A 20128-nucleotide genomic window follows, 5' to 3' on the forward strand; every position below is an offset into this window, starting at 1 on the left:
CTGAAAGCGCAGAAAGGACAGTTTACCGGGTGTCTTGCCCCCTTTGGGTATCGGAAAGACCCAGAGGACAGAAACCATCTGCTCATTGACGAGGAAACCGCCCCGATTGTGCGGCTGATTTTCGGATATGCCCTGAACGGTCATGGTCCGAACTATATCCGCAGACGGCTGGAGGAAGAAAAAATCCCCTGCCCCACATGGTGGAACCGGGAACGGGGGCTTCGCAATACCCGCACCAAATGGGAAAAGAAAGACCCAGAAAACGGACGGTATATGTGGGACTTCTCCGTTATCAAAGACCTCTTGATGAATCCCGTCTACACCGGGGCGATTGCTTCCCAGAAAAAAGACTACCGTTTCAAAATCGGCACGATTGGAGAAAAGAAGCCGGAGGACTGGATTGTGGTGGAGGGACAGCATGAACCGCTGATTGACCGCATGAGCTTTGACATTGTGCAGAACAAGCTGAAATCCCGCCAGCGTCCGGGGCAGACCAATGAAATCAGCCTGTTTGCCGGACTGATAAAATGCGGCGAGTGTGGGAAGTCGCTGACGATACGCTACACAAACGCAAAACATCCCCAGCAGATTTATTCCTGCAAGACCTACAATGCCTTTGGAAAGAACCACTGCACCCAGCACCGGATTGACTATGACACCCTTTACAGCCATGTGCTGCGGAAAATCAGGGAATGTGCCAGAGCTGCCCTGATGGACGGGAAAGCGGTTGCTGACCGCCTGACCAATACCTGTGAAGCCGAGCAGCGGGAACAGCGGGAAGCAATGGAACGCTCCCTTACAAGGGACGAGGAACGGATTGAGGTTCTGGATAAAATGGTCATGCGGCTTTATGAGGATATGATTGCAGGGCGTATCAGTGAGCAGAATTTCAACACCATGCTGGAAAAGACACAGACCGAGCAAGCGGAGCTTAAAGCAAAAGTGTCCGAGGGCAGAAAGCGGCTGTCCGATGAAGTCCAGCTTGCCAATGACGCAAAACAATGGGTGGAAGCCATTCAGGAATACGCCAATATCACAGAGCTGGACGCAGCCACCCTCAACCGCTTAATCAAAGAAATCGTCGTGCATGAGCGCATTGACGAAGATAAAACAAGACACATTTCTATCGAAATTCATTTTAATCTCAAACCCATCCCGGAGGTGGAACAGGTCACTGCCTGACCTGTCCCGCCGGGACGGTTCTCTTAAAAACACCATATAGATTTTTTGTACGCCGCCGCCCGCCATCGAGCAGAGTTTTACACCTAATTGGGGATAAAACAGCTTATGGCGGGCGGCGGCATCATCGTGCTGGGCACGACCCTGATCCCTCTGCTGTCTACCCTGTTTTAAGGGTAGCTGCCGATGGGTATTCTCACCGAATGGATCACGGAATGGCTCAAAGGGCTTTTGATCGAGGGCATCATGGGAAACCTCGAGGGGCTGTTTGAAACGGTGAATACCCGCGTCGGGGAAATATCCGTACAGGTGGGGACTACTCCGGCGGCATGGAACGCCGGGGTGTTCTCCCTGATACGGCAGCTTTCCGAAACGGTGATATTGCCGATTGCCGGATTGATCCTGACCTTCGTTGCCACCTATGAGCTGATCCAGATGATACTGGAAAAGAACAATATGCACGAGTTCGACGTGGCGAATATCTACAAATGGGTATTCAAAACCACTTGTGCCATCCTGATCCTGTCCAACACGTTCAATATCGTCATGGCGGTCTTTGATGTGTCCCAAAGCGTGATCGCAAGCGCGGCGGGCATCGTCACAGGCGCAACCAACATCACGCCGGATATGCTGGCCGATCTGGAAATGACCCTTGAAACGATGGAGCTTGGCCCTCTGCTGGGCCTGTTCCTGCAATCGTTCCTCATTAAGTTTACCATGCTGGCGCTGAACATTTTTATTTTCGTGATCGTCTATGGCCGCATGATCGAGATATATCTGCTGACCAGTTTAGCCCCCATCCCCGTGGCAACACTCTCCAACCGGGAACTTGGCGCGATGGGCCAGAATTATCTGCGCTCCCTGTTTGCCGTGGGCTTTCAGGGTATGTTGATCCTCGTCTGCGTGGCGATCTATGCGGTGCTCATTCAGGGGATCGCCACAAGCGGAGATCCTATCGGCGCGATTTGGGGCTGTATCGGCTATACGGTGCTTCTGTGCTTCATGCTGATGAAAACCGGGACGATCTCCAAAAGCATCTTCAGCGCCCATTGAGAAAGGAAAGGTGATCTTATCGCTGATACCGCCGCTTCTGGTCACAGTGGCCAGAGGCCGATCCAGGAGGGCCTGCACCTCTCTGACGGCATTGAGGGCCTGCGTTCCCTGCCGAAGCATAGCGTGGATATGCTTCTGACCGATCCGCCCTACGGCACGACCCGGAACTTTTGGGATGTGCCGCTGCCGCTCCCAGAGCTGTGGGAGGCGGTGAAATGGGCCGTCAAGCCGGAGGGCGCGGTGCTGTTTTTCGCACAATGCCCCTATGACAAGGTGCTGGGCGCGTCCAACCTCGCCATGCTCCGTTATGAGTGGGTATGGTACAAAAGCCGCTGCACGGGTTTTCTCAATGCCCGCCGCGCTCCGCTGAAAAAGACGGAGAATATTCTGGTGTTCTACCAGAAGTCCCCGGCCTACTTTCCGCAGTTTGAACAGGGCAAGCCGTACAAGAAAATTCACCGTTGCAGCGGGAACAGCCCCAACTACGGAAAGTTTGGACGCACCAGCGGCGAGTCCGACGGGCGGCGCTTTCCGGGGAATGTGCTGGCGTTCCCCACGGTGACAACCACCGTGCATCCCACGCAGAAGCCCGTGGCCCTGTGCGAGTACCTGATCCGCACCTACACACGCCCCGGCGAGGTGGTGGCGGACATCTGCGCTGGCTCCGGCACAACTGCCGTGGCCGCGCTGAACACAGGCCGCCGCTTCGTCTGCTTTGAAACCGCCCCGGCCTTTTACGGCCCCGCCACGGAGCGCATCCGGCGGGCGCGGGAGGCTGTGGCATCTGGCAGGAAAGGAGAATGATGACAGGAACCTACGAAATTATTTACGCCGATCCCCCGTGGCGCTACTCCGCAAAGAAAGTGCAGGGGGCGGCAGAAAACCATTACCCCACCATGAGCATTGATGAATTGTGCGCGCTGCCTGTGGCCGAGCTTGCGGCCAAGGACAGCGCCCTTTTCATGTGGGCCACGTTCCCACAGCTCCCGGAGGCCCTGCGGCTCATCCGTGCGTGGGGCTTCACCTATAAAAGCGTCGCTTTTGTCTGGCTCAAAAAGAACAAAAAGGCGGATAGCTGGTTTTATGGGCTGGGCTTCTGGACGAGGGCAAATGCCGAGGTCTGCCTGCTGGCGACCAAGGGACACCCCAAGCGGCAGGCCGCCGATATTCACCAGTTTATCATTTCTCCCATCGAGGCCCACAGCAAAAAGCCGGACGAAACGCGGGACAAGATCGTTGCCCTCATGGGCGACAGGCCCCGCGTGGAGCTGTTCGCACGGCAGACCCCTCCCGGCTGGGACGTGTGGGGCAACGAGGTGGAGCCGACAGCGGGCCTCTGGTCACGGTGGCCAGAAGATAGCGGAAAGGAGGATGTTTCTTGCCCTATGTGAATGTTCCCAACGATCTTTCCAAGATCAAGACGAAAATTGCCTTTAACCTCACCCGCCGCCAGCTTATCTGCTTCGGCGGTGCGGCTGCCGTGGGCATCCCCGTGTATCTGCTGACCCGTCACGCGCTGGGCGGCACCGGGGCGATGTTCCTGATGATCGCGATCATGCTCCCGGCCTTTTTCATGGCGATGTATGAGCGTGATGGCCTGCCCTTTGAAAAGGTGGCCCGGAATATCATCCGGGCCAAGTTCCTGCGGCCCGGTGTGAGGCCCTATCAGACGCAGAATATCTACGCCCCGTTTGCGGGAAAGGAGGTCACACTTGAGCAAAAGCCCCAAGAAGTCAAAAAGCCTGACGCGGGCCGGTAATCGTCCGGCGACCATATCGGCCCAGCAGACCATTCCCTATGTGCGGATGCTGCCAGACGGCATTTGTCAGCTCCCCGGCGGTGTCTACACAAAAACGCTGGAATATGAGGACATCAACTATTCCGTTGCGTCCGCCGAGGATCAGACGGCCATTTTCGGCGGCTGGAGTTCGTGGCTGAATTATTTTGACAGTTCGCTGCCGTTCCAGCTTTCCTTTGTCAACCGCCGCAGCCGCTCCGGGAGCCGCTACAAGGTGAATATCTCCGAGGCGGATGACCGCTTCAACAGCGTCCGCACGGAATACACGGGGATGCTAAAAAACCAGATCGCCAAAAGCAACAACGGTATCGAACGGGCCAAGTACGTCACCTTTTGCATCCCCGCTGAAAATGTGGCCGCCGCCCGTCCCCGTCTGGAACGTGTAGAGGCGGACGTGATCGGCAACTTTAAGCGGCTGGGGGTACAGAGCCAGCCCCTTGACGGGCGGGAGCGTCTGGCCCTGCTGCACGGCCAGCTTCACCCCGGCAGCCGGGAGCCGTTCCGCTTCAAGTGGGCGGACATCGCCCATACGGGCATGGGAACGAAAGACTTTATCGTGCCGGACAGCTTTGACTTCCGGCAGAGCCGCTCGTTCCGCGTGGGCCAGACATGGGGCGCGGCGTCCTACTTGCAGATTATGGCGTCGGAGCTGTCGGACAAGCTGCTGTTGGAGATTTTGGAGCTGGACGCCGAGCTGACTGTCACCATGCACATTCAGACGGTGGACCAGGTCAAGGCCATTAAAACGGTCAAGGGTAAAATCTCCGACATCGACAAGATGAAAGTGGAGGAGCAGCGCAAGGCTACCCGCGCCGGATATGACCCTGACATTCTTCCGCCCGATCTTGTCACCTTTTCCAAGGACGCCGCCGAGCTGCTGGCCGACCTGCAAAGCCGCAACGAGCGAATGTTCCTCTTGACGTTCCTGATCGTCAACACCGCCCCCACGCGGGAGCGGCTGGAAAACGACATTTTCACCGTGAACGGCATCGCGCAGAAATATAACTGTGCCGTCAAGCGGCTGGACTGGCAGCAGGAGCAGGGCTATATGTCCTCGCTGGCCCTCGGCTACAACGGCATTGAAATTCAGCGCGGCATGACCACCAGCTCCACGGCCATCTTCGTCCCCTTTATGACGCGGGAGCTTCGCATGGATGGCCCGTCCCTCTACTACGGCATGAACGCCCTGTCCCATAACGTCATCATGGCTGACCGCAAAAAGCTGAAATCCGCCAACGGTCTTTACCTCGGCTCCACGGGCAGCGGCAAGAGCTTTGCCGCCAAGCGCGAGTTGCTGAACGTCTTTCTTGCCATTCCGCAGGATCGCATCATCGTGGTAGACCCGATGGGCGAATATGCCCCGCTGGTGGAGCGGCTGGGCGGTCAGGTCATCGAGATCGCGCCGGACAGCCCCAACCACATTTCCCCGATGGATGTTCAGATGGACATGGGCGGCGGGGACAGCCCCCTGTCCCTGAAAGCGGATTTTCTGCTGTCGCTGTGTGAGCTGGTGGTGGGAGGCCGGGACGGTTTGCAGCCTATCGAGAAAACCGTCATTGACCGCTGTGTGCGTCAGGTGTACCGGGAAATGGCGCTGGGGCTGGAAACGGCCAAAACGCCGCTGCTCCAAGATTTGTATGAGGAACTGCTGCGCCAGCCGGAGCCGGAGGCCAAGCGGATCGCCACAGCGCTGGAGCTATACTGCACAGGCTCCCTCAACCTCTTTAACCATCCTACCAACGTCAACCTCAATTCCCGCGTGGTGTGCTTCGTGCTCAAAGGTATGGGCGAAAACCTCCGCAAGATCGCCATGCACATCACCAACGATTTTGTCACTTCTGCGGTGGGAACCAACTTCAAAAACGGCGTGGCGACATGGTGCTATTTCGACGAGTTCCATATTCTGCTCCGTGACCCGCTGACCGCCAGCTACTTCGTGACCGTCTGGAAGATGCTCCGCAAACAGGGCTGCGTTCCCTCGGCCCTGACGCAGAACGTGAAAGACTTGCTGGCCAGCCGGGAGATCGAGAACATTCTGGACAACACGGATTTTATGATCTTGCTGTCGCAGGCGCAGAGTGACCGCGCCATTCTTGCCAAGCAGATCGGCATTTCAGAGCACCAGCTATCGTATATCACGCAGTCCAACTCTGGCGAGGGCCTGCTGTTCTATGGCAGCGTCACCATCCCGTTTGTTGACCGTTTCCCCCGCGGCGAGATCTACGACCTGCTGACCACCAAGCCGGAGGACGCCGCCAATGGAAAACAGACAGAATAAGCCGCCCGAGGGAGGGGCTGCTTCTGGTCACGGTGGCCAGAAGTTCCATACCGACAGCGAACAGGCCAAGCTCCACAAGTCCAAGCTCCGCATGGAGAGCCGGGAGGAACGGCTGAACAAGGCCCGTGAAAGGCTGGCAAAGCAGAAGCCGCCGAAAAAGCCCAGTCCCATCAAGCGGATCGCACGGATCGCCGGACACGAAACCCACACTTTTCTGCACGGAAAGGTGTATCAGGAGGAGCGCGACAATGTAGGTGTGGAGGGCGGTCATTTTGTGGAGCGTTCCGGCGAGGCCGCGCTACACTATGGGCGGCACAAGGTACGCAGGGCCATCCGGGAGCACCCGGCCAAGGCCGCCGCCCGTGCGGAGTCCCGGTACATCAAGGCCACGGCGGACTACCATTCCCGCAAGTTTGCACAGGAGCAGCCGGAGGCGCAGAGCGCCGCCGCCCGGTTATGGCACCGCCACAAGCTGAAACGGGAGTATCAGCGCAAGGCGCGGGAAACCGCCAAGCAGACCGCCAAAGCCGCCGAACAAACCGTGTCGGCCACGGAGCGGCTTGTCCGGGAAGCGGCGGCGTTCGTCAAGCGGCATCCCGTGGGGACGCTGATTGCGCTGGGCTGTCTGCTGGTGGTGCTGACCCTGCAATCGTGTATGTCCTCGATGGTGTCCGTGGGAAACAGCACCCTTGCGGCCATCGCCGCCAGCACCTATAAGGCGGAGGACGCGGATATGCTGGGAGCCGAGGCCACCTACTGCGCTCTGGAGGACGAGCTGCAACGCTACCTCGACACCTACACCCGCACCCACGATTACGACGAATACCATTTTGACCTCGACACCATTGAACACGATCCCTATGTACTGATCTCCATGATCTCCGCACTCCATGAGGGCGCGTGGACATTGGACGAGGTGCGCGGGACGCTGCAAGACCTCTTTGACCGCCAGTACATTTTGACCGAGGATGTGGTGGTGGAGGTGCGCTACCGTACCGTTACCCGGACGGACAGCGAGGGCAACGACTATGAGGTGGAGGTGCCGTACAACTATTACATCTGCTATGTCACGCTGGAAAACTTCAATCTTTCCCACGTCCCGGTTTACATGATGTCCGAGGAGCAGCTTTCCATGTACGCCCTGTATATGTCCACGCTGGGAAACCGGCCCGATCTGTTCCCCTCGTCCGGCTATATCGGGAAATACATCACCAACCGCCCGCCAGAGCATGAAGTCCCGGAGTCCTATCTGGATGATGAAACCTTTGCCACCATTCTGAAAGAAGCGGAAAAATATCTCGGTTTTCCCTATGTGTGGGGCGGCAGCAGCCCGTCCACGTCCTTTGACTGCTCCGGCTTCGTCAGCTACGTCTACAATCAATGCGGCTGGAGCTTCGGGCGGCTGGGGGCGCAGGGCCTTTATAACATCTGCTCCCGGACGAGCAGCCCCCGGCCCGGTGATCTGGTGTTCTTTGTCGGCACCTATGACACAGCGGGCATTTCTCATGTGGGCATCTATGTGGGCGACGGCTGGATGCTCCATTGTGGCGACCCCATCAGCTATGCCAACCTGAACAGCAGCTATTGGCAGTCCCATCTTTACGCCTACGGGCGACTACCGTAAAGGAGGTTTTTTGATATGGCAATTACGAAAAGCGCAAAGATCGAGGCCGAGATTGAAAAGGTCAAGGCCAAAATTGCCGAGCAGCAGGCACGGCTTAAAGAACTGGAGCAGAAGAAGCTGGAGGCGGAAAACAACGAGATCGTGGAGATCGTGCGCGGCATGAGTATCTCCCTTGCCGATCTGCCGCTGGTGCTCCAGCAGCTCCGGAGCGGCGCTTCTGGTCACAGTGGCCAGAAGCCGACAGAACAGGCGGAGGTGACGGAATGAAAAAACTGCGGCTTTTGCTGATAACGCTTTGCGTGACCGCCCTCATGGGCAGTATGGCGGTCACAGCCTATGCCGGGGGCGGGGAGGAATGGGACGGCCTTGATCCTGTGGAGCCGCCGCCTGCCGAAACCGTTGACCCCGGCGAGGGCTTCGCCGAGGACGGCAACCTTGTGACCCGTGATCTGCTCTACGATAAGGTCACCAACAAGCAGTTCATCACGGTGCAGACCAGCGGCGGCAACACCTTTTACATCGTCATTGACTATGACAAGCCCACCGATGAGGACGGCGAGCAGTATCAGACCTACTTTTTGAACATGGTGGACGAGGCCGACCTGCTGGCGGCGATGCAGGCGGCGGGCGGTGAGCTGCCGGAGTGTTCGTGCGTGGATAAATGCGCCGTTGGTGCTATCAACGTGGATTGTGCCGTCTGCGCCGTGAACATGAGCGAGTGCCAGGGCAAGGCCCCGGAGCCTGTGCCTGTGGTAGAGCCGGAGTCTGACCCCGAGCCGGAGCAGCCCAAGGCCACGGGCAGCGGCGGTATGCTTCTGCTGGCGCTGGCCGTGGTGGTCATTGGCGGCGGCGCTGGCTGGTACTTCAAAATCTACCGTCCCAAGAAGCAGCGGGCCGCTGAGTCCGAGGCCGACTACGGCGGCGAGTATGACGGCGCGGAGGACTATGACGAAACCGCTCCCGAGGATGACGGGCCGCCGTGGGACGAGGACGGTGAAGAATGAGGTTTACCGACAGCCCCTATGAGGACTTTATGAAAGAAAAGAGCTACTTCAAGGGCGTCCCGCCCAACCTGCCGCCCAAAGGCTCCCGCTGCGACGGCTGCCTCTATTGGCATGGGATCGGCTGCGTGTTCTGCTACCGGGAGCAGCTCAGGGTAAAGACAGGGGGCAAAAATGAGCCGTGAATTGACCCGGCAGGAAAAGGCGGCGATCCGCTCCCTTGTGAAGCGGTGGTGTGCCAACTATGACAAAGACATTGGCTGTCTGCCGCTGGATTGTCCCTGCTATATGCTGGGCAAGTGCTGGACGGGCGCTTATTGCCGCTATTTCCGTTCGGCGGTGCTGCCCCTTGATCCCGTGCTGGAAAGGTCGCTGACCGTGGAGGCCGTGGTGGAAACCCGGCCCTGCCCGGTGTGCGGCAGGGCCTTTCTCCCGGACGGGCGGCAGCGGTATTGCTCACCGGCCTGCGCCGGGGCTGCAAGGCGGCAGAAGCAGCGCGGCTATATGCGGAAATACCGGGGGTAGGCTGTGAGCATTTGACCCCGGAAAACACCCTTAATTGTAGGGCTTTCCGGGGCCGCTTCATGGGCGGGGCGTATGATTTCATAGCCCCGCCCGGTTTTGCAGAGATATTGCTAACATTTTGGAAAGGAGGTCGTATGGACAAAAACCAAGGCTATGAGATCATTCAGGCCGTCATGCTGGAAAATGGCAGGGGCTTTGCGCTGGGGCATCATCCTACCGCTCCCTCGCCCTATGTCACATGGGCTTGCTATGACGACAAGGACGGCCAGCGGCAGTATGAATGGGGGCATTACGGCAGCGACCGTGCCGCTCTGGAACAGGACTTTGCGGCGCGGGTGCAGGAATACCAGCGCCTTTACAACGTCGATGTCAGGCAGGTCGAGGCTCCCGGCCTTTACAAGTATTACTCTACCCAGCGCCCTGTGGACATTGGGACATTCCCCAAGCCGCCCCGTAACGCCCCGGATGAGATCGTCAACTACGATCAGCGCGTCCCGGTTGAAAATGGATCATTTCTGGCGTGGGGGCATTTGACCTACACGCGGCCATTGACGAAACGGCAGGCGTCTGACTATGAGCTGCGGCCTGCGCCTGACAATCCCGACAGGCCCCGTTCGATCCGGGAACAGATGAAAACCGCCGCAAAGCAGGCCGAGGCTGACCGGGGCCAAGCTGCCCCAAAGAAAAATGCCCCTGACCGGGGCGACAGATAGGAGGACATTTATGGATCAGGAACGCAATCCCAACAAGAACGCCGAGCTTTCTATGGAGCAGAACTATAATCAGATTGACGGCATCATCAACAATCTGCCTGTGCCGCCCCCGGAGGATAAGCCGCTGGACAAGGTACGGGAACATCCGCCCAAGCGCCGCAGCCGGGAGCGTGAGGAGCGTTGACAAAGAAGCGCGTCCGCAGCGTCCCCATCTATGTGTGGGTACGGCCTGACGAGCTGGAGGTCATTCGGGAGCGCATGGCCGAGGCGGGCATCCGCAACATGAGCGCCTATATCCGAAAAATGGCGCTGGGCGGCTATGTGCTCCACGTTGACCTTGAACCCGTCAAGGAGCTTGTGTCGCTCCAGCGGCGCTGTGCAAACAATCTCAATCAGGCGGCCATCCATGCCAACAGCTATGGCGGCTTGTACCCGGACGAGCTGAAGCGGCTGCAAAAGGACTATGCCGACCTGTGGGGGCCGCTGTCTGATCTGCTGGCCCAGCTCTCTGCCATTGTAACGATGTGATACAGGGGGAACGGCCCCGCGCCGTTCCCCGGTTGTCCCTGCTTCTGGTCACGATGACCAGAAGTAAGGACAACCGGGACATCCTTGAGTGCCGATTTTTTCGGAGTTATAATAGACATATACAGGAAAAAGGAGGAACCCCCTATGCGGATCATATTCAAAATTCTTGCCGCTCCCTTTGTGTTGGTGCTGACCCTGCTTGTGGCCGTGCTCTCGTTCCTGCTGAGTCTTTCCGCTGGTTTGCTCTCCATCCTCGCGTCGGTGCTGGGGCTGCTGAGTGTCCTGATGCTGTTTGTGGAGAAAGACATTTCCACGGGGATCGTGGGGCTGCTGATGACGTTTGCCATTTCGCCCTTTGGCCTACCCGCGCTGGCCGGATGGCTGCTTGCCAAGCTGGACGAGCTGAACGGCTCCCTGCGGAGCTTCATCATGGGCTGAGTTCTGGTCACGGTGGCCAGAAGATGCAGAAAACGGCAGCTGATCCCAGCCGCCGTTTATCGTATGGAAAGGAGGACTGCCTACGGCCACGACCTACCTCAAATCCCACAAGCGGGCCGATAAGCGGACGGCCCTGCAAAGTCTGAAAGACCGCTTTGACTATGGCCTGAACCCGGAAAAGCTGGGGGCTGTTTCCTCCTACCTCTGCGATCCGGCCACGGCACACGCCGAGTTCATGCTGGTCAAAAATCAGTATCAGGGGGCAACTGACCGCAGGGCCGGACACGGGGCGCTGTGCTACCAGATCCGGCAGGCGTTCCCTCACGGCGAGGTGACGCCGGAGGAGGCCAACCGCATCGGCTATGAAACGGCGATGCGCTGGACAAAGGGCAAGTATCAATTCTTTGTCTGTACCCATATAGACAAGGAGCACATTCACAATCACATTTACTACAATTCCACCGCCTATGACCGCTCCCGGAAGTTCCGCAACTTCATCGGCTCCTCGTTTGCCCTGCGGCGGCTGTCTGACCGGGTATGTCTGGAGCATGATCTGTCCGTGATTGTAAATCCCAAGCTCCACAGCAAGGGGCGGTATCTGCACTACGGTCAATGGCTGGGGGAAAATCAAAAGCTCTCACAGAAAGAACAGATCCGTCTTGCCATTGATGCGGCCCTGACGGAGCGCCCCAAGGACTTCGCAGATTTTCTCCGGCGCATGGAAACGGCAGGCATACAGGTCAAGCACGGGCGCGGCGGCGCGATCTCATTCCTTGTGCCAGGACAACAGCGGGCGGCCCGTTTCCGGGCGTCCACGCTGGGGGACGGCTACGGCCCCGAGGACGTGCAGGCCGTCATTGACGGCAAGGCTCCCACACGAACGGCCACGGCGCGGAAAGCGCCCGCACCCCGCCGTGTCAATCTGCTGATCGATATTCAGGAGAGGATGCGTCAGGGTAAAGGCCCAGCCTATGAACGCTGGGCCAAGGTGTACAACCTTAAACAGATGGCGGCCGCGCTGCAATATCTGAAAGAGCACCAGCTATTTGAATATGACGATTTGGCCGCAAAGACCGACGCCGCCACAGAGCGTTTTCACACGCTGGCCGGGGACATTCAGCAGACCGAGGCCGAGCTTTCCCGTGTGTCCGATCTGATGGCCGCCGTGGTGCAGTACGCCAAGACCCGCCCCGCGTTCGATGGGTACAAGGCCGCCAAGTACAGCCGGAAATATCTTGCCGAGCATGAGGCGGAACTGGCCGACTATCGGGCGGCCAAGGCGACAATGGCCGAGTTGCTGGGTGGCGAGAAGCTCCCCAAAATGGACGTACTAAAAGAAAAACGCCGCCAACTGGCAGCGCGGAAAAAGGCTCTTTATTTGGAATACCGCAAGGCCCAGCAGGATATGCGGGAGCTGGTGGCGGTTAAGGGCAGCGTGGATCACCTGCGCGGGCTGACGGACAACCAGCGCAATAAGGAGCAGGCCCGTTAGGGACGGCGACGCAGACAACATTTCTTCTGGTCACGATGGCCAGAAGTCCAGCGGGTTTGGGGGCACCCCAACAAGCATTTCCGCAGCGCGGAAATTGCAAGTGTCAATACACTTGCCTTGCTTGCCGCTAACGCGCTCCCCCGTAGGCCCTACGAAAAACGGAGGCCGCGCCGTCTCTTACGCTCCCTCCGTTCCACGGTTTTCTATGATTGCATTGATAATCCCCTCGACGAGCCGCAGCTCGTTCTCGCTGAGGGAATTAAGCAGAATGTTGATCCGCTTCTTTGCGGCTTCATCGGCGCTCATATCGGGGTAGAAGTATTCATCTACTGACAGGTCGAACATGGTTGCCAGTTGATAGAAAATATCTAAGCTCGGATGTTGACCGTCGTTTTCGTGGTACATGACAGTACGAGTGTCCCGCCCGATGATGTCGGCCAGTTGCTCCTGTGTCATGCCTTTCTTCTCACGGGCTTTCTTAATCGCAAGCCCCATCGGACGAAAATCAAATTTGCGTTCGCTCTTTTCGTTCTTCATGTCATCACCACCTAATGTAATTTTACATTTCGGGTGATAGTATTTGAACGGTGCTACATTTCATTCGTACTCATTTTTCATTTCATGTACACGGTTGAACTTGTGATACTGTAATGATAAAATAAACAATAGTGTACCTTTCACGAAAGAAATATCTCAACTCTACTATCATTCAACATCCAAAATGATATACTCGCTTGCCATTCGGTTGCTAAATGGCAGCGTTAGAGCGATAATGCTCTTAGCAATCACAGGAGGTCAAAATCAATGTTCAATATTGACAAGAAGAAATTTGGCGCATTTGTCGCCGCACTTCGCAAAGAAAAAGGAATCACTCAAAAAGAGTTGTCAGAACAACTCTGTATATCTGATAAGGCTGTAAGCAAATGGGAAACGGGAGTTAGCTTGCCCGATACCGTTCTATTGATCCCGCTGGCAAATCTGTTGGATGTTTCCGTTACGGAACTTTTGATGTGTGAGAGATTGCCGAACGATGATGTACTAAAACCTGATAAAGTTGAGGATATTGTTAAGACGGCAATCACTTATGCGGACGAAAGCCCTGAAAGGGCATATCATGTAAAGAGCAAGTGGATTGTCTTTTACGGATTTTCCCTTTTGATTTGTTGTATCGGTACATTTCTGAACTATACAACGGCGCAGCCCTGCATGGAAACCTTGGAAACGCTTGCGCTTCTAAGTGCGGTATTCGGCGCGTACTTTTGCTGCTTCGTCCGCACTAAGTTATCAAGCTTTTATGATGAAAACAGTGTAAACATTTTTTATGATGGCCCATTCCGCATGAATGTGCCGGGAGTAAAATTCAATAATCGCAACTGGCCACATATTGTGAGAACTCTCCGCTTGAGTTTGTGCCTGTGTATGATACTATTCCCGATTATCAACATCGTGGCGGGCAGCATTGTAGCAGATGTATGGGAAAACATAGGGAAATATGTTTTCTTGGCTATGTTCCTTTGCGGTGTGCTGTTGCCAATATATGTGGTTGGAAAGAAGTATGAATAAATTAACTATAACCTGTAATAAAGCGTTGCACTAACTCTGCCAAATCTGCTGCACGACGGCAAAAGAAAAAAAGCCGTCGTACAGCAGTCCCATCAACACGCCTATATGAAACGGCGGCTTTGAATTTCAGAGCCGCCGTTTCTTTGCGCTTGCACAAACTGATGACGACTTGCAGGGACACGGTAGCCGATTGGAGGTTAATCTGCCGTGTCCATTTTATTTTTCCATAGCGTCCATGATCTGCACCAGCTAAAAAAAGCGTAGCCCCTCCATCGGAGCAGTCCGGCTTTGAAAGTGAAATTGAACATCATGTAACAGGATTTTTAGTTGCTTGCGTCCGTATAGCGTCATGCTGTGCGGGCGTTTTTATATGCCCTCGCTTCTGGTCACGGTGGCCAGAGGCTCCAAGGTGCCGGGGGCCGCCTGTTCTCCATTTCAATCCGCACTCACCAACCACCTTTTGAAATGGAGGACAATTATGACGACTATCAACCTGAAACGGTATTACCCCTATATGACCGAAAATGTGATGCTGGAAGTTTCGGACGAGATCGCCGCCGCCCTCTCGATGGGAGGCCGCCTGTGCGACAGCTACAAGCGGCAAAAGCGCAGAAATGGCGAGTGCTCGCTGGACACCGATCCCGGCTTTGAGGCCAATGTACCCCGCCAGCCCTTGACCCCGGACGAGTACATTGAGGCACGGGAAACCACCTTTGCCCTCTATGACGCGCTGGCCCAGCTCCCGCCTACGCAGGCCCGGCGTGTGTACCAGCACTATCTTCTCGGCATGAGCAAGGCCGAGATCGCGGCAGCCGAGGGCGTTGGCCGGAGCCGCATCTGCTGCTCCATTGAGCGCGGGCTGGCCTCTATGAAAAATATTTTGAAAAAATCTCTGTAAGAGGGAGTACATTTGCCCCCGAAACCTCCTGATAGGTAAGAGGAGTTTTCTTCCTCGCCTTGAAAACTGAATAGACAGTATTCCCGATACGAAATCCGCGTGATAGCGACGTAAGGCGCGCCGCCACGACAGCCAGTTCAGGAGGTGATGGACAAGCTGGCCGAGCGATCAACGCAGCCTTTGACCCGGTGTTGGCAAACCGGGCGCGAGGACAGCGCGGAGGATAATGAAACTTGCTCACGCCCTCCCACAGACTTGAGGGGGAGTTCCTGCGGTATGCGCCAGCCCTCCACGGGCAGCGGTGCTGTGGGGCTATGCAGCCGAAGCCATCGGCGGTCTGGAATACTCCCCGTGCCGGGGATGCGTGGCAAATACGGCACACAACGATCATACAGGGAGCCGTCAAACCGGGCCTTTCTGTCTTATGACAGCCCAAACCATTCCGGCGCGGCGGCTCCCTCTTTTGTGGATTGAAACGGAAAACAACTGTCCCGCTGCTTCTGGTCATCGTGGCCAGAGGTGGGGCAAGGTCAAAGGACGGCGCTTTTGTGCCGTCCTTTCACGTTTCCCCACGGACAACGGGAAACCATCAAATCTATTCACACCGCTGATTGTTATAGGAGGTTTTCAGATGACGGAGGCAAGAGTCGGCTATCACAAGGAAGTCAAAACCGCGTCTTTTCAGGGCAAATCCATCACCGTGGAAAACCTGACCCCGATGCTCTCTCCCAAAGCACGGGACAAGCGCAAGCGTGAAATTGAAAGCTGTCTGTATGAGGTCTTTGTGAAGTATGCGCCGGGGCGGGCGCAGATGCACTAATGCGGGACATCCTTGAGATGCGGGGCTGCCAGAGGTATAATATAGGTGTAAGGTTTGGCAGCTCCTACACGGAAAGGAGCACCAAATGATTATTCGTGAAGATGCCATTTATGGCAGACAGTCCGTTGACCGCAAGGACAGTATCAGCATTGAAAGCCAGATTGAGTTCTGCAAGTATGAATTGAGAGGAGGCAATTTCCGCAAGTACACCGACAAGGGTTATTCCGGCAAGAACACCGATCGGCCCAAGTTCCAAGAAATGATGGCCGATATTCGCCGGGGCCTGATCAAGCGCGTGGTGGTCTACAAGCTGGATCGTATCAGCCGTTCCATTCTGGACTTCGCAACCATGATGGAAACTTTTCAGGAATACAATGTCGAGTTCGTTTCCTCTACGGAAAAGTTTGACACGTCCACCCCGATGGGGCGAGCCATGCTGAATATCTGCATCGTGTTCGCCCAGCTTGAACGTGAAACCATCCAGAAGCGCGTGACCGATGCCTACTATTCCCGCTGCCAGCACGGCTTTCACATGAGCGGTGCGGCCCCCTATGGCTTCCAACTGGAGCCGACCACCATTGAGGGCATCCGCACAAAAATGATGAAGCCCGACCCGGAAACGGCAGATATTGCAAAGCTGATGTTTGAAATGTACTCCCAGCCCGGAATCTCTTTCGGGGACATCGCCCGCTACTTTGCCGACGAGGGCATCCTGATCTATGGCAAGGAAATGAAACGGGGCTTTATCTCCCAGCTTTTGAGAAACCCCATTTACGCACAGGCTGACCTCGATATGTACGAGTTCTTCAAAAGCCAGGGTACGGTGGTAGTCAATGAAGCCACAGATTTTGCCGGGACAAACGGCTGCTATCTCTATCAGGGCCGGGACGTACAGGAAAGAAAAAACAAGCACCTGAAAGATCAGATACTTGTTCTGGCTCCCAGCGAGGGGCTTGTATCGTCTGATACATGGCTGCGTTGCCGGAAGAAGCTCATGGCAAACAAGACGTTCCAAGGTGGGCGCAAGGCAAAGAACACATGGCTTGCCGGAAAGGTCAAGTGTGGCCGCTGCGGGTATGCGCTTATGAGCGTCGGCAATCCTACAGGCGTTCAGTATCTCCGCTGCTCTAAGCGGGCCGACAGTAAAAGCTGTGACGGCTGCGGGACACTCCGTACACGGGAATTTGAAAGGTTCCTGTACGGCGAGATGGTCAAGAAGCTGTCCGAGTTCCAGACGCTGACGGCAAAGCGGGAAACGGTCAATCCAAAATTGACCGCGCTGAACATGGAGCTTGCCCGCGTGGAGGACGAGATTGAAAAGCTGCTGAATACTCTGACCGGGGCTAATGCGGTGCTGCTGTCCTATGCCAACAGCAAAATTGAGGAGTTGGACACACGCCGCCAAACCCTGACAAAAGAGATTGCGGCGCTGTCGGCGGAAGCCATGTCCCCGGAGCAGATCGAGCGGTTGTCGGTCTACCTCAACCAATGGGAAGAAATTGACTTCGAGGACAGGCGACAGGTTGCCGACGGCCTGATCTCACAGATCCGCGCAACCGACGAACACGTTTCGATTGAGTGGAAAATTTGACTTTTACTTATCCATCGCACACGACAAAGGGCTGTGTGCCCTTGTCAAGCGATGTAACTATCGTGAAAAATAAAATCAATTTCACGCTTTACTTCTCCAAACCGCTCAGTACTCTCTTAAACACTTTAAAATTCGTATCATTCTGCGGCGGGCAATACACTGCAAACTCTATGATTTTGAAAGCATGTAGATACTCTGGAAGCACATCTTTGGCAGCCCGTGCTACCACTTCCGGCTTGTTCTGATAAGCTCCGCACCCAAAGGCACCGAGGACCACAACTTCAGCGCCGTTCAATGCAGCCACATCCAGAATCCTGCACAGTCTCTTCTTATGGATTTCCAGAAGTTCCTTATCAGTGATTTTTACTGTGGGAGTGACATTGTTTCGGATATCATGGAAACTATTCTTTATCCGCAGATCAGGAGCCGCACAGGTGATCACATCCACATCATACCATGCAGCTTCATCCATCAGCTGCGGCTTAGCTTTATCCGTTTTAAAAACAGTCACTGCAGGTGTATAGATGATATCTGCACTGCCTATCGGATTTTGCACTTTTCTGTGCGGGCCATAAAAACCCTTCTCCAGTTCTGGCCTATTCAGGCAGAAGTACAGCCCAGAGCATCTGCAAAGACACTCTTCCTGTGCACCAGCTCCTCTAAGCACTCCTCCGCCTGGCTTATATGGCGATGCAAAGTTGTGCACAGCTACTTTCTGCCCGACATAGCCAGAAGCCGCCTCAAAAGTCCGCTTTGTGGATACTACCACTTTTGCTTCATCAGAAAAGCGCTTCTTATCCACAACTGGCAGTTTCTCGCTTTCCGGGATTAATTTTTGCCCTTTCACAGACTCAGCAACAGAAGCTTTCAGCTTTTCGTTTTTTTCGCACAGCCTTTTCGTATCTTCAAAAATCTCCACGTTTTCGTATGCGTTCATAATTTTTCCACGTCCCTTCTCTTTTGTGTTTGGGTCTATTTTAGCAAATATTTGATGAGAAGGGATTCAACCGGCAGTTGAATTTCTTAACTTGCAGATTTCTATTTTGCAGTTTCCTCCCGTTTTATATTGTCTACCAAACTATCAAACACATTGCATATCTCCGTGGCATCCTTCTTTCTGCGCGTTTCTGTGTATGTAGAGTAGAAATTCTGCGTAGTGGAAACATTCTGATGCCCAAACATCCTGGACACTACTTCAATCGGGACATCATGATCCAGCAGATAAGTTCCTGAGGAACCACGCAGAGAATGAGGATGCAGATTTTTAGTAATTCCGGCCTCAACCAGCCACCTCTTCAGTTTTTTATTAAGATTAGAGGGGGATAATAAATTTTTCTTTGTTCCTGGGAAAATCAAATCATCTGTGGATATTCCGTAACAACGCCTATTTAAAATTGCCGCAGCAATTTCTGGTGGAGTCAAAACACGAACAGACCCTACCGTTTTTGTACGACCGTCCTCATACTCTCCTGTTCGCTGAATTGATAATTCTCCTGTCTTTTCATTCCAGTCTCTTTTCTGGAGACCAAGAATTTCTCCCGGGCGTGCACCAATTAATAGAGCTACCGTAAATACATCTGCGCATGTAATATCCAATGCATATTTAGGCTGCTCTCTTATCTTTTGGAAATATGCTAATGCTATTTCAAACTCTTCTCCTACTAAAAAGTCCGCCTCTGTCTTGGCAGGACTGCTTTGCTTAAATTGCTTTAATACAATCGCCGGCGATTTTTCTGGGCGATACAAATAATAATCATCAATAGCGGTCACAACAAGGCGGATAATTCGATTTAGCGTGGAAGCACTGTAGTATACATATTCTGGCTCATGTTTCTTCTTTGTGACATGCTTATCATAGCGCGCATTTGAAAGCTGTTTCCGGTAAGTTTCTATATCTTTAACAAAAATGCAGTTCAGCTTTTTGTTTGCAATTTCAAATGGGCAAAGCAACGAGTGAAAGACATCCCATTCTCGTTTCGTAGAAACGTCTCTACGGGCTTCTCTGCCCTTTTCCCTATCATACTCCTTAGCACGCTCTTCAATAAGGTTCTTGACGGCCTCAGCAAGCGTAATATCCCCATCGTCTTTCTTCATTCCATACTGGATACGCTCATTGCGTTTTTCGATATTCACCTGCAAGGCAGCTCTGGCATCTACCCGATTTTTTCCACTTCCTTCCATCCGCTCAACTGATTCATCTATTAATGTTACCCACTGACGTGCCCTTACATAAGAACGTCCACTTTTTTTATATTCGCTAAAAGTTATTTCATCTGATTTTCTATTTTGTTTTGTCATCATAGTCCACCTCGTAAAATTATTTCCTATATAGACTATGGAGGATTAGAAAAACACCGAGAGAACTTTTTCACACTTATAAATACTTATTAGCAATTAAAATATCTATTTTTCGATAAAAATAAGTTTTTTCTGGGGGAAAATTGGGGGAAAGGTATTTTTCCCCCAGATTTCCCCCAGTTTCCCCCTAAAAACATCTTAAAATTGCTTATTTATACTTAATCCTAAAAGTACAAAAAAAATCCCCCATCCAGCCGGAAACCCTTGATTTTCCTTGCTTTTTGGGAGATTTTTTTACTTACTTATAAAGCTCCTGGCCGGACTCGAAC

At 54.4% G+C, this 20128-nt stretch carries 23 protein-coding genes and 1 pseudogene; 21 read left to right on the top strand and 3 right to left on the bottom strand.

The window, feature by feature from the left end; all coding sequences use genetic code 11:
• The 17 genes and pseudogenes from DWZ40_RS17955 to DWZ40_RS18035 form a co-directional block, all read left to right on the top strand.
• Positions 1 to 1182, top strand: a 1182-nt coding sequence (locus DWZ40_RS17955) for a recombinase family protein (protein WP_118544226.1), incomplete at its 5' end; no start/stop codon positions are given.
• Positions 1183 to 1272: 90 nt separating this feature from the next.
• A pseudogene (locus DWZ40_RS17960) lies at positions 1273 to 1353 on the top strand (Maff2 family protein); the annotation flags it as partial.
• Positions 1354 to 1365: 12 nt separating this feature from the next.
• Positions 1366 to 2232 carry a VirB6/TrbL-like conjugal transfer protein, CD1112 family gene (locus DWZ40_RS17965; RefSeq protein ID WP_118544227.1) on the top strand — a complete coding sequence of 289 codons (867 nt, stop codon included), beginning with the start codon at positions 1366 to 1368 and terminating at the stop codon, positions 2230 to 2232.
• A 129-nt stretch (positions 2233 to 2361) separates the two neighbouring features.
• Positions 2362 to 3036, top strand: coding sequence for a site-specific DNA-methyltransferase (locus DWZ40_RS17970; RefSeq protein WP_347560125.1), 675 nt, complete (start codon positions 2362 to 2364; stop codon positions 3034 to 3036).
• Entirely contained in the window at positions 3033 to 3623 is a 591-nt protein-coding gene (locus tag DWZ40_RS17975) for an MT-A70 family methyltransferase (protein WP_055060868.1), read from the top strand. The genes DWZ40_RS17970 and DWZ40_RS17975 overlap by 4 nt, the downstream gene beginning before the upstream one ends.
• Positions 3611 to 3991, top strand: coding sequence for a PrgI family protein (locus DWZ40_RS17980; RefSeq protein ID WP_118544229.1), 381 nt, complete (start codon positions 3611 to 3613; stop codon positions 3989 to 3991). Before DWZ40_RS17975 ends, DWZ40_RS17980 begins: the two co-directional genes overlap by 13 nt.
• Positions 3992 to 4037: 46 nt before the next feature.
• Complete coding sequence (locus DWZ40_RS17985) at positions 4038 to 6308, top strand: VirB4-like conjugal transfer ATPase, CD1110 family (protein WP_118544249.1); 2271 nt, start codon at positions 4038 to 4040, stop codon at positions 6306 to 6308.
• On the top strand, positions 6289 to 7932 hold the full coding sequence (locus tag DWZ40_RS17990) for a C40 family peptidase (protein WP_118544230.1): 1644 nt from the start codon (positions 6289 to 6291) through the stop codon (positions 7930 to 7932). The genes DWZ40_RS17985 and DWZ40_RS17990 overlap by 20 nt, the downstream gene beginning before the upstream one ends.
• Before the next feature lie 15 nt (positions 7933 to 7947).
• A complete protein-coding gene (locus DWZ40_RS17995; RefSeq protein WP_118544231.1) occupies positions 7948 to 8199 on the top strand; it encodes a DUF4315 family protein in 252 nt (83 codons plus the stop codon).
• On the top strand, positions 8196 to 8936 hold the full coding sequence (locus DWZ40_RS18000; RefSeq protein ID WP_118544232.1) for a DUF4366 domain-containing protein: 741 nt from the start codon (positions 8196 to 8198) through the stop codon (positions 8934 to 8936). The genes DWZ40_RS17995 and DWZ40_RS18000 overlap by 4 nt, the downstream gene beginning before the upstream one ends.
• Positions 8933 to 9118 (top strand): hypothetical protein, encoded by a 186-nt coding sequence (locus tag DWZ40_RS18005; RefSeq protein ID WP_118544233.1) that lies wholly within the window; start codon positions 8933 to 8935, stop codon positions 9116 to 9118. The genes DWZ40_RS18000 and DWZ40_RS18005 overlap by 4 nt, the downstream gene beginning before the upstream one ends.
• Positions 9108 to 9458, top strand: coding sequence for a cysteine-rich VLP domain-containing protein (locus tag DWZ40_RS18010; RefSeq protein WP_118544234.1), 351 nt, complete (start codon positions 9108 to 9110; stop codon positions 9456 to 9458). The genes DWZ40_RS18005 and DWZ40_RS18010 overlap by 11 nt, the downstream gene beginning before the upstream one ends.
• 134 nt (positions 9459 to 9592) lie before the next feature.
• Positions 9593 to 10171 carry a hypothetical protein gene (locus DWZ40_RS18015; RefSeq protein ID WP_118544235.1) on the top strand — a complete coding sequence of 193 codons (579 nt, stop codon included), beginning with the start codon at positions 9593 to 9595 and terminating at the stop codon, positions 10169 to 10171.
• Positions 10172 to 10181: 10 nt separating this feature from the next.
• Positions 10182 to 10355, top strand: coding sequence for a DUF4316 domain-containing protein (locus DWZ40_RS18020; RefSeq protein WP_021887815.1), 174 nt, complete (start codon positions 10182 to 10184; stop codon positions 10353 to 10355).
• On the top strand, positions 10352 to 10699 hold the full coding sequence (locus tag DWZ40_RS18025) for a plasmid mobilization relaxosome protein MobC (RefSeq protein ID WP_021887816.1): 348 nt from the start codon (positions 10352 to 10354) through the stop codon (positions 10697 to 10699). Before DWZ40_RS18020 ends, DWZ40_RS18025 begins: the two co-directional genes overlap by 4 nt.
• A 144-nt stretch (positions 10700 to 10843) precedes the next feature.
• Complete coding sequence (locus DWZ40_RS18030) at positions 10844 to 11137, top strand: CD1845 family protein (protein WP_118544236.1); 294 nt, start codon at positions 10844 to 10846, stop codon at positions 11135 to 11137.
• 142 nt (positions 11138 to 11279) lie between these two features.
• Entirely contained in the window at positions 11280 to 12629 is a 1350-nt protein-coding gene (locus DWZ40_RS18035) for a relaxase/mobilization nuclease domain-containing protein (RefSeq protein WP_118544237.1), read from the top strand.
• A gap of 177 nt (positions 12630 to 12806) precedes the next feature.
• On the opposite strand, the gene DWZ40_RS18040 is transcribed toward DWZ40_RS18035, so the two are convergent.
• Positions 12807 to 13166, bottom strand: a complete 360-nt coding sequence (locus tag DWZ40_RS18040) for a helix-turn-helix transcriptional regulator (protein WP_118482308.1) — start codon at positions 13164 to 13166, stop codon at positions 12807 to 12809.
• A 267-nt stretch (positions 13167 to 13433) separates the two neighbouring features.
• Here DWZ40_RS18040 and DWZ40_RS18045 point away from each other — a divergent pair, with 267 nt between their 5' ends.
• The 4 genes from DWZ40_RS18045 to DWZ40_RS18065 all read left to right on the top strand — a co-directional run bounded on the left by DWZ40_RS18045 (position 13434) and on the right by DWZ40_RS18065 (position 17501).
• Entirely contained in the window at positions 13434 to 14192 is a 759-nt protein-coding gene (locus DWZ40_RS18045; protein ID WP_118482307.1) for a helix-turn-helix transcriptional regulator, read from the top strand.
• A 478-nt stretch (positions 14193 to 14670) separates the two neighbouring features.
• A complete protein-coding gene (locus DWZ40_RS18055; RefSeq protein ID WP_118544238.1) occupies positions 14671 to 15090 on the top strand; it encodes a sigma factor-like helix-turn-helix DNA-binding protein in 420 nt (139 codons plus the stop codon).
• A gap of 631 nt (positions 15091 to 15721) precedes the next feature.
• Positions 15722 to 15910 (top strand): hypothetical protein, encoded by a 189-nt coding sequence (locus DWZ40_RS18060; RefSeq protein WP_118544239.1) that lies wholly within the window; start codon positions 15722 to 15724, stop codon positions 15908 to 15910.
• Positions 15911 to 15995: 85 nt separating this feature from the next.
• Positions 15996 to 17501, top strand: a complete 1506-nt coding sequence (locus DWZ40_RS18065) for a recombinase family protein (protein ID WP_118544240.1) — start codon at positions 15996 to 15998, stop codon at positions 17499 to 17501.
• A gap of 88 nt (positions 17502 to 17589) precedes the next feature.
• On the opposite strand, the gene DWZ40_RS18070 is transcribed toward DWZ40_RS18065, so the two are convergent.
• Entirely contained in the window at positions 17590 to 18438 is an 849-nt protein-coding gene (locus DWZ40_RS18070) for a TIGR02452 family protein (RefSeq protein WP_118544241.1), read from the bottom strand.
• Between the two features lie 101 nt (positions 18439 to 18539).
• The gene (locus DWZ40_RS18075; RefSeq protein ID WP_118544242.1) at positions 18540 to 19802 is read right to left on the bottom strand and encodes a site-specific integrase; all 1263 of its coding nucleotides are present in this window, start codon (positions 19800 to 19802) and stop codon (positions 18540 to 18542) included.
• Positions 19803 to 20128: the final 326 nt, after the last annotated feature.

Origin of the sequence: Clostridium sp. AF32-12BH (genome assembly GCF_003477935.1) — a bacterium.
GTDB lineage: Bacteria > Bacillota > Clostridia > Lachnospirales > Lachnospiraceae > Brotaphodocola.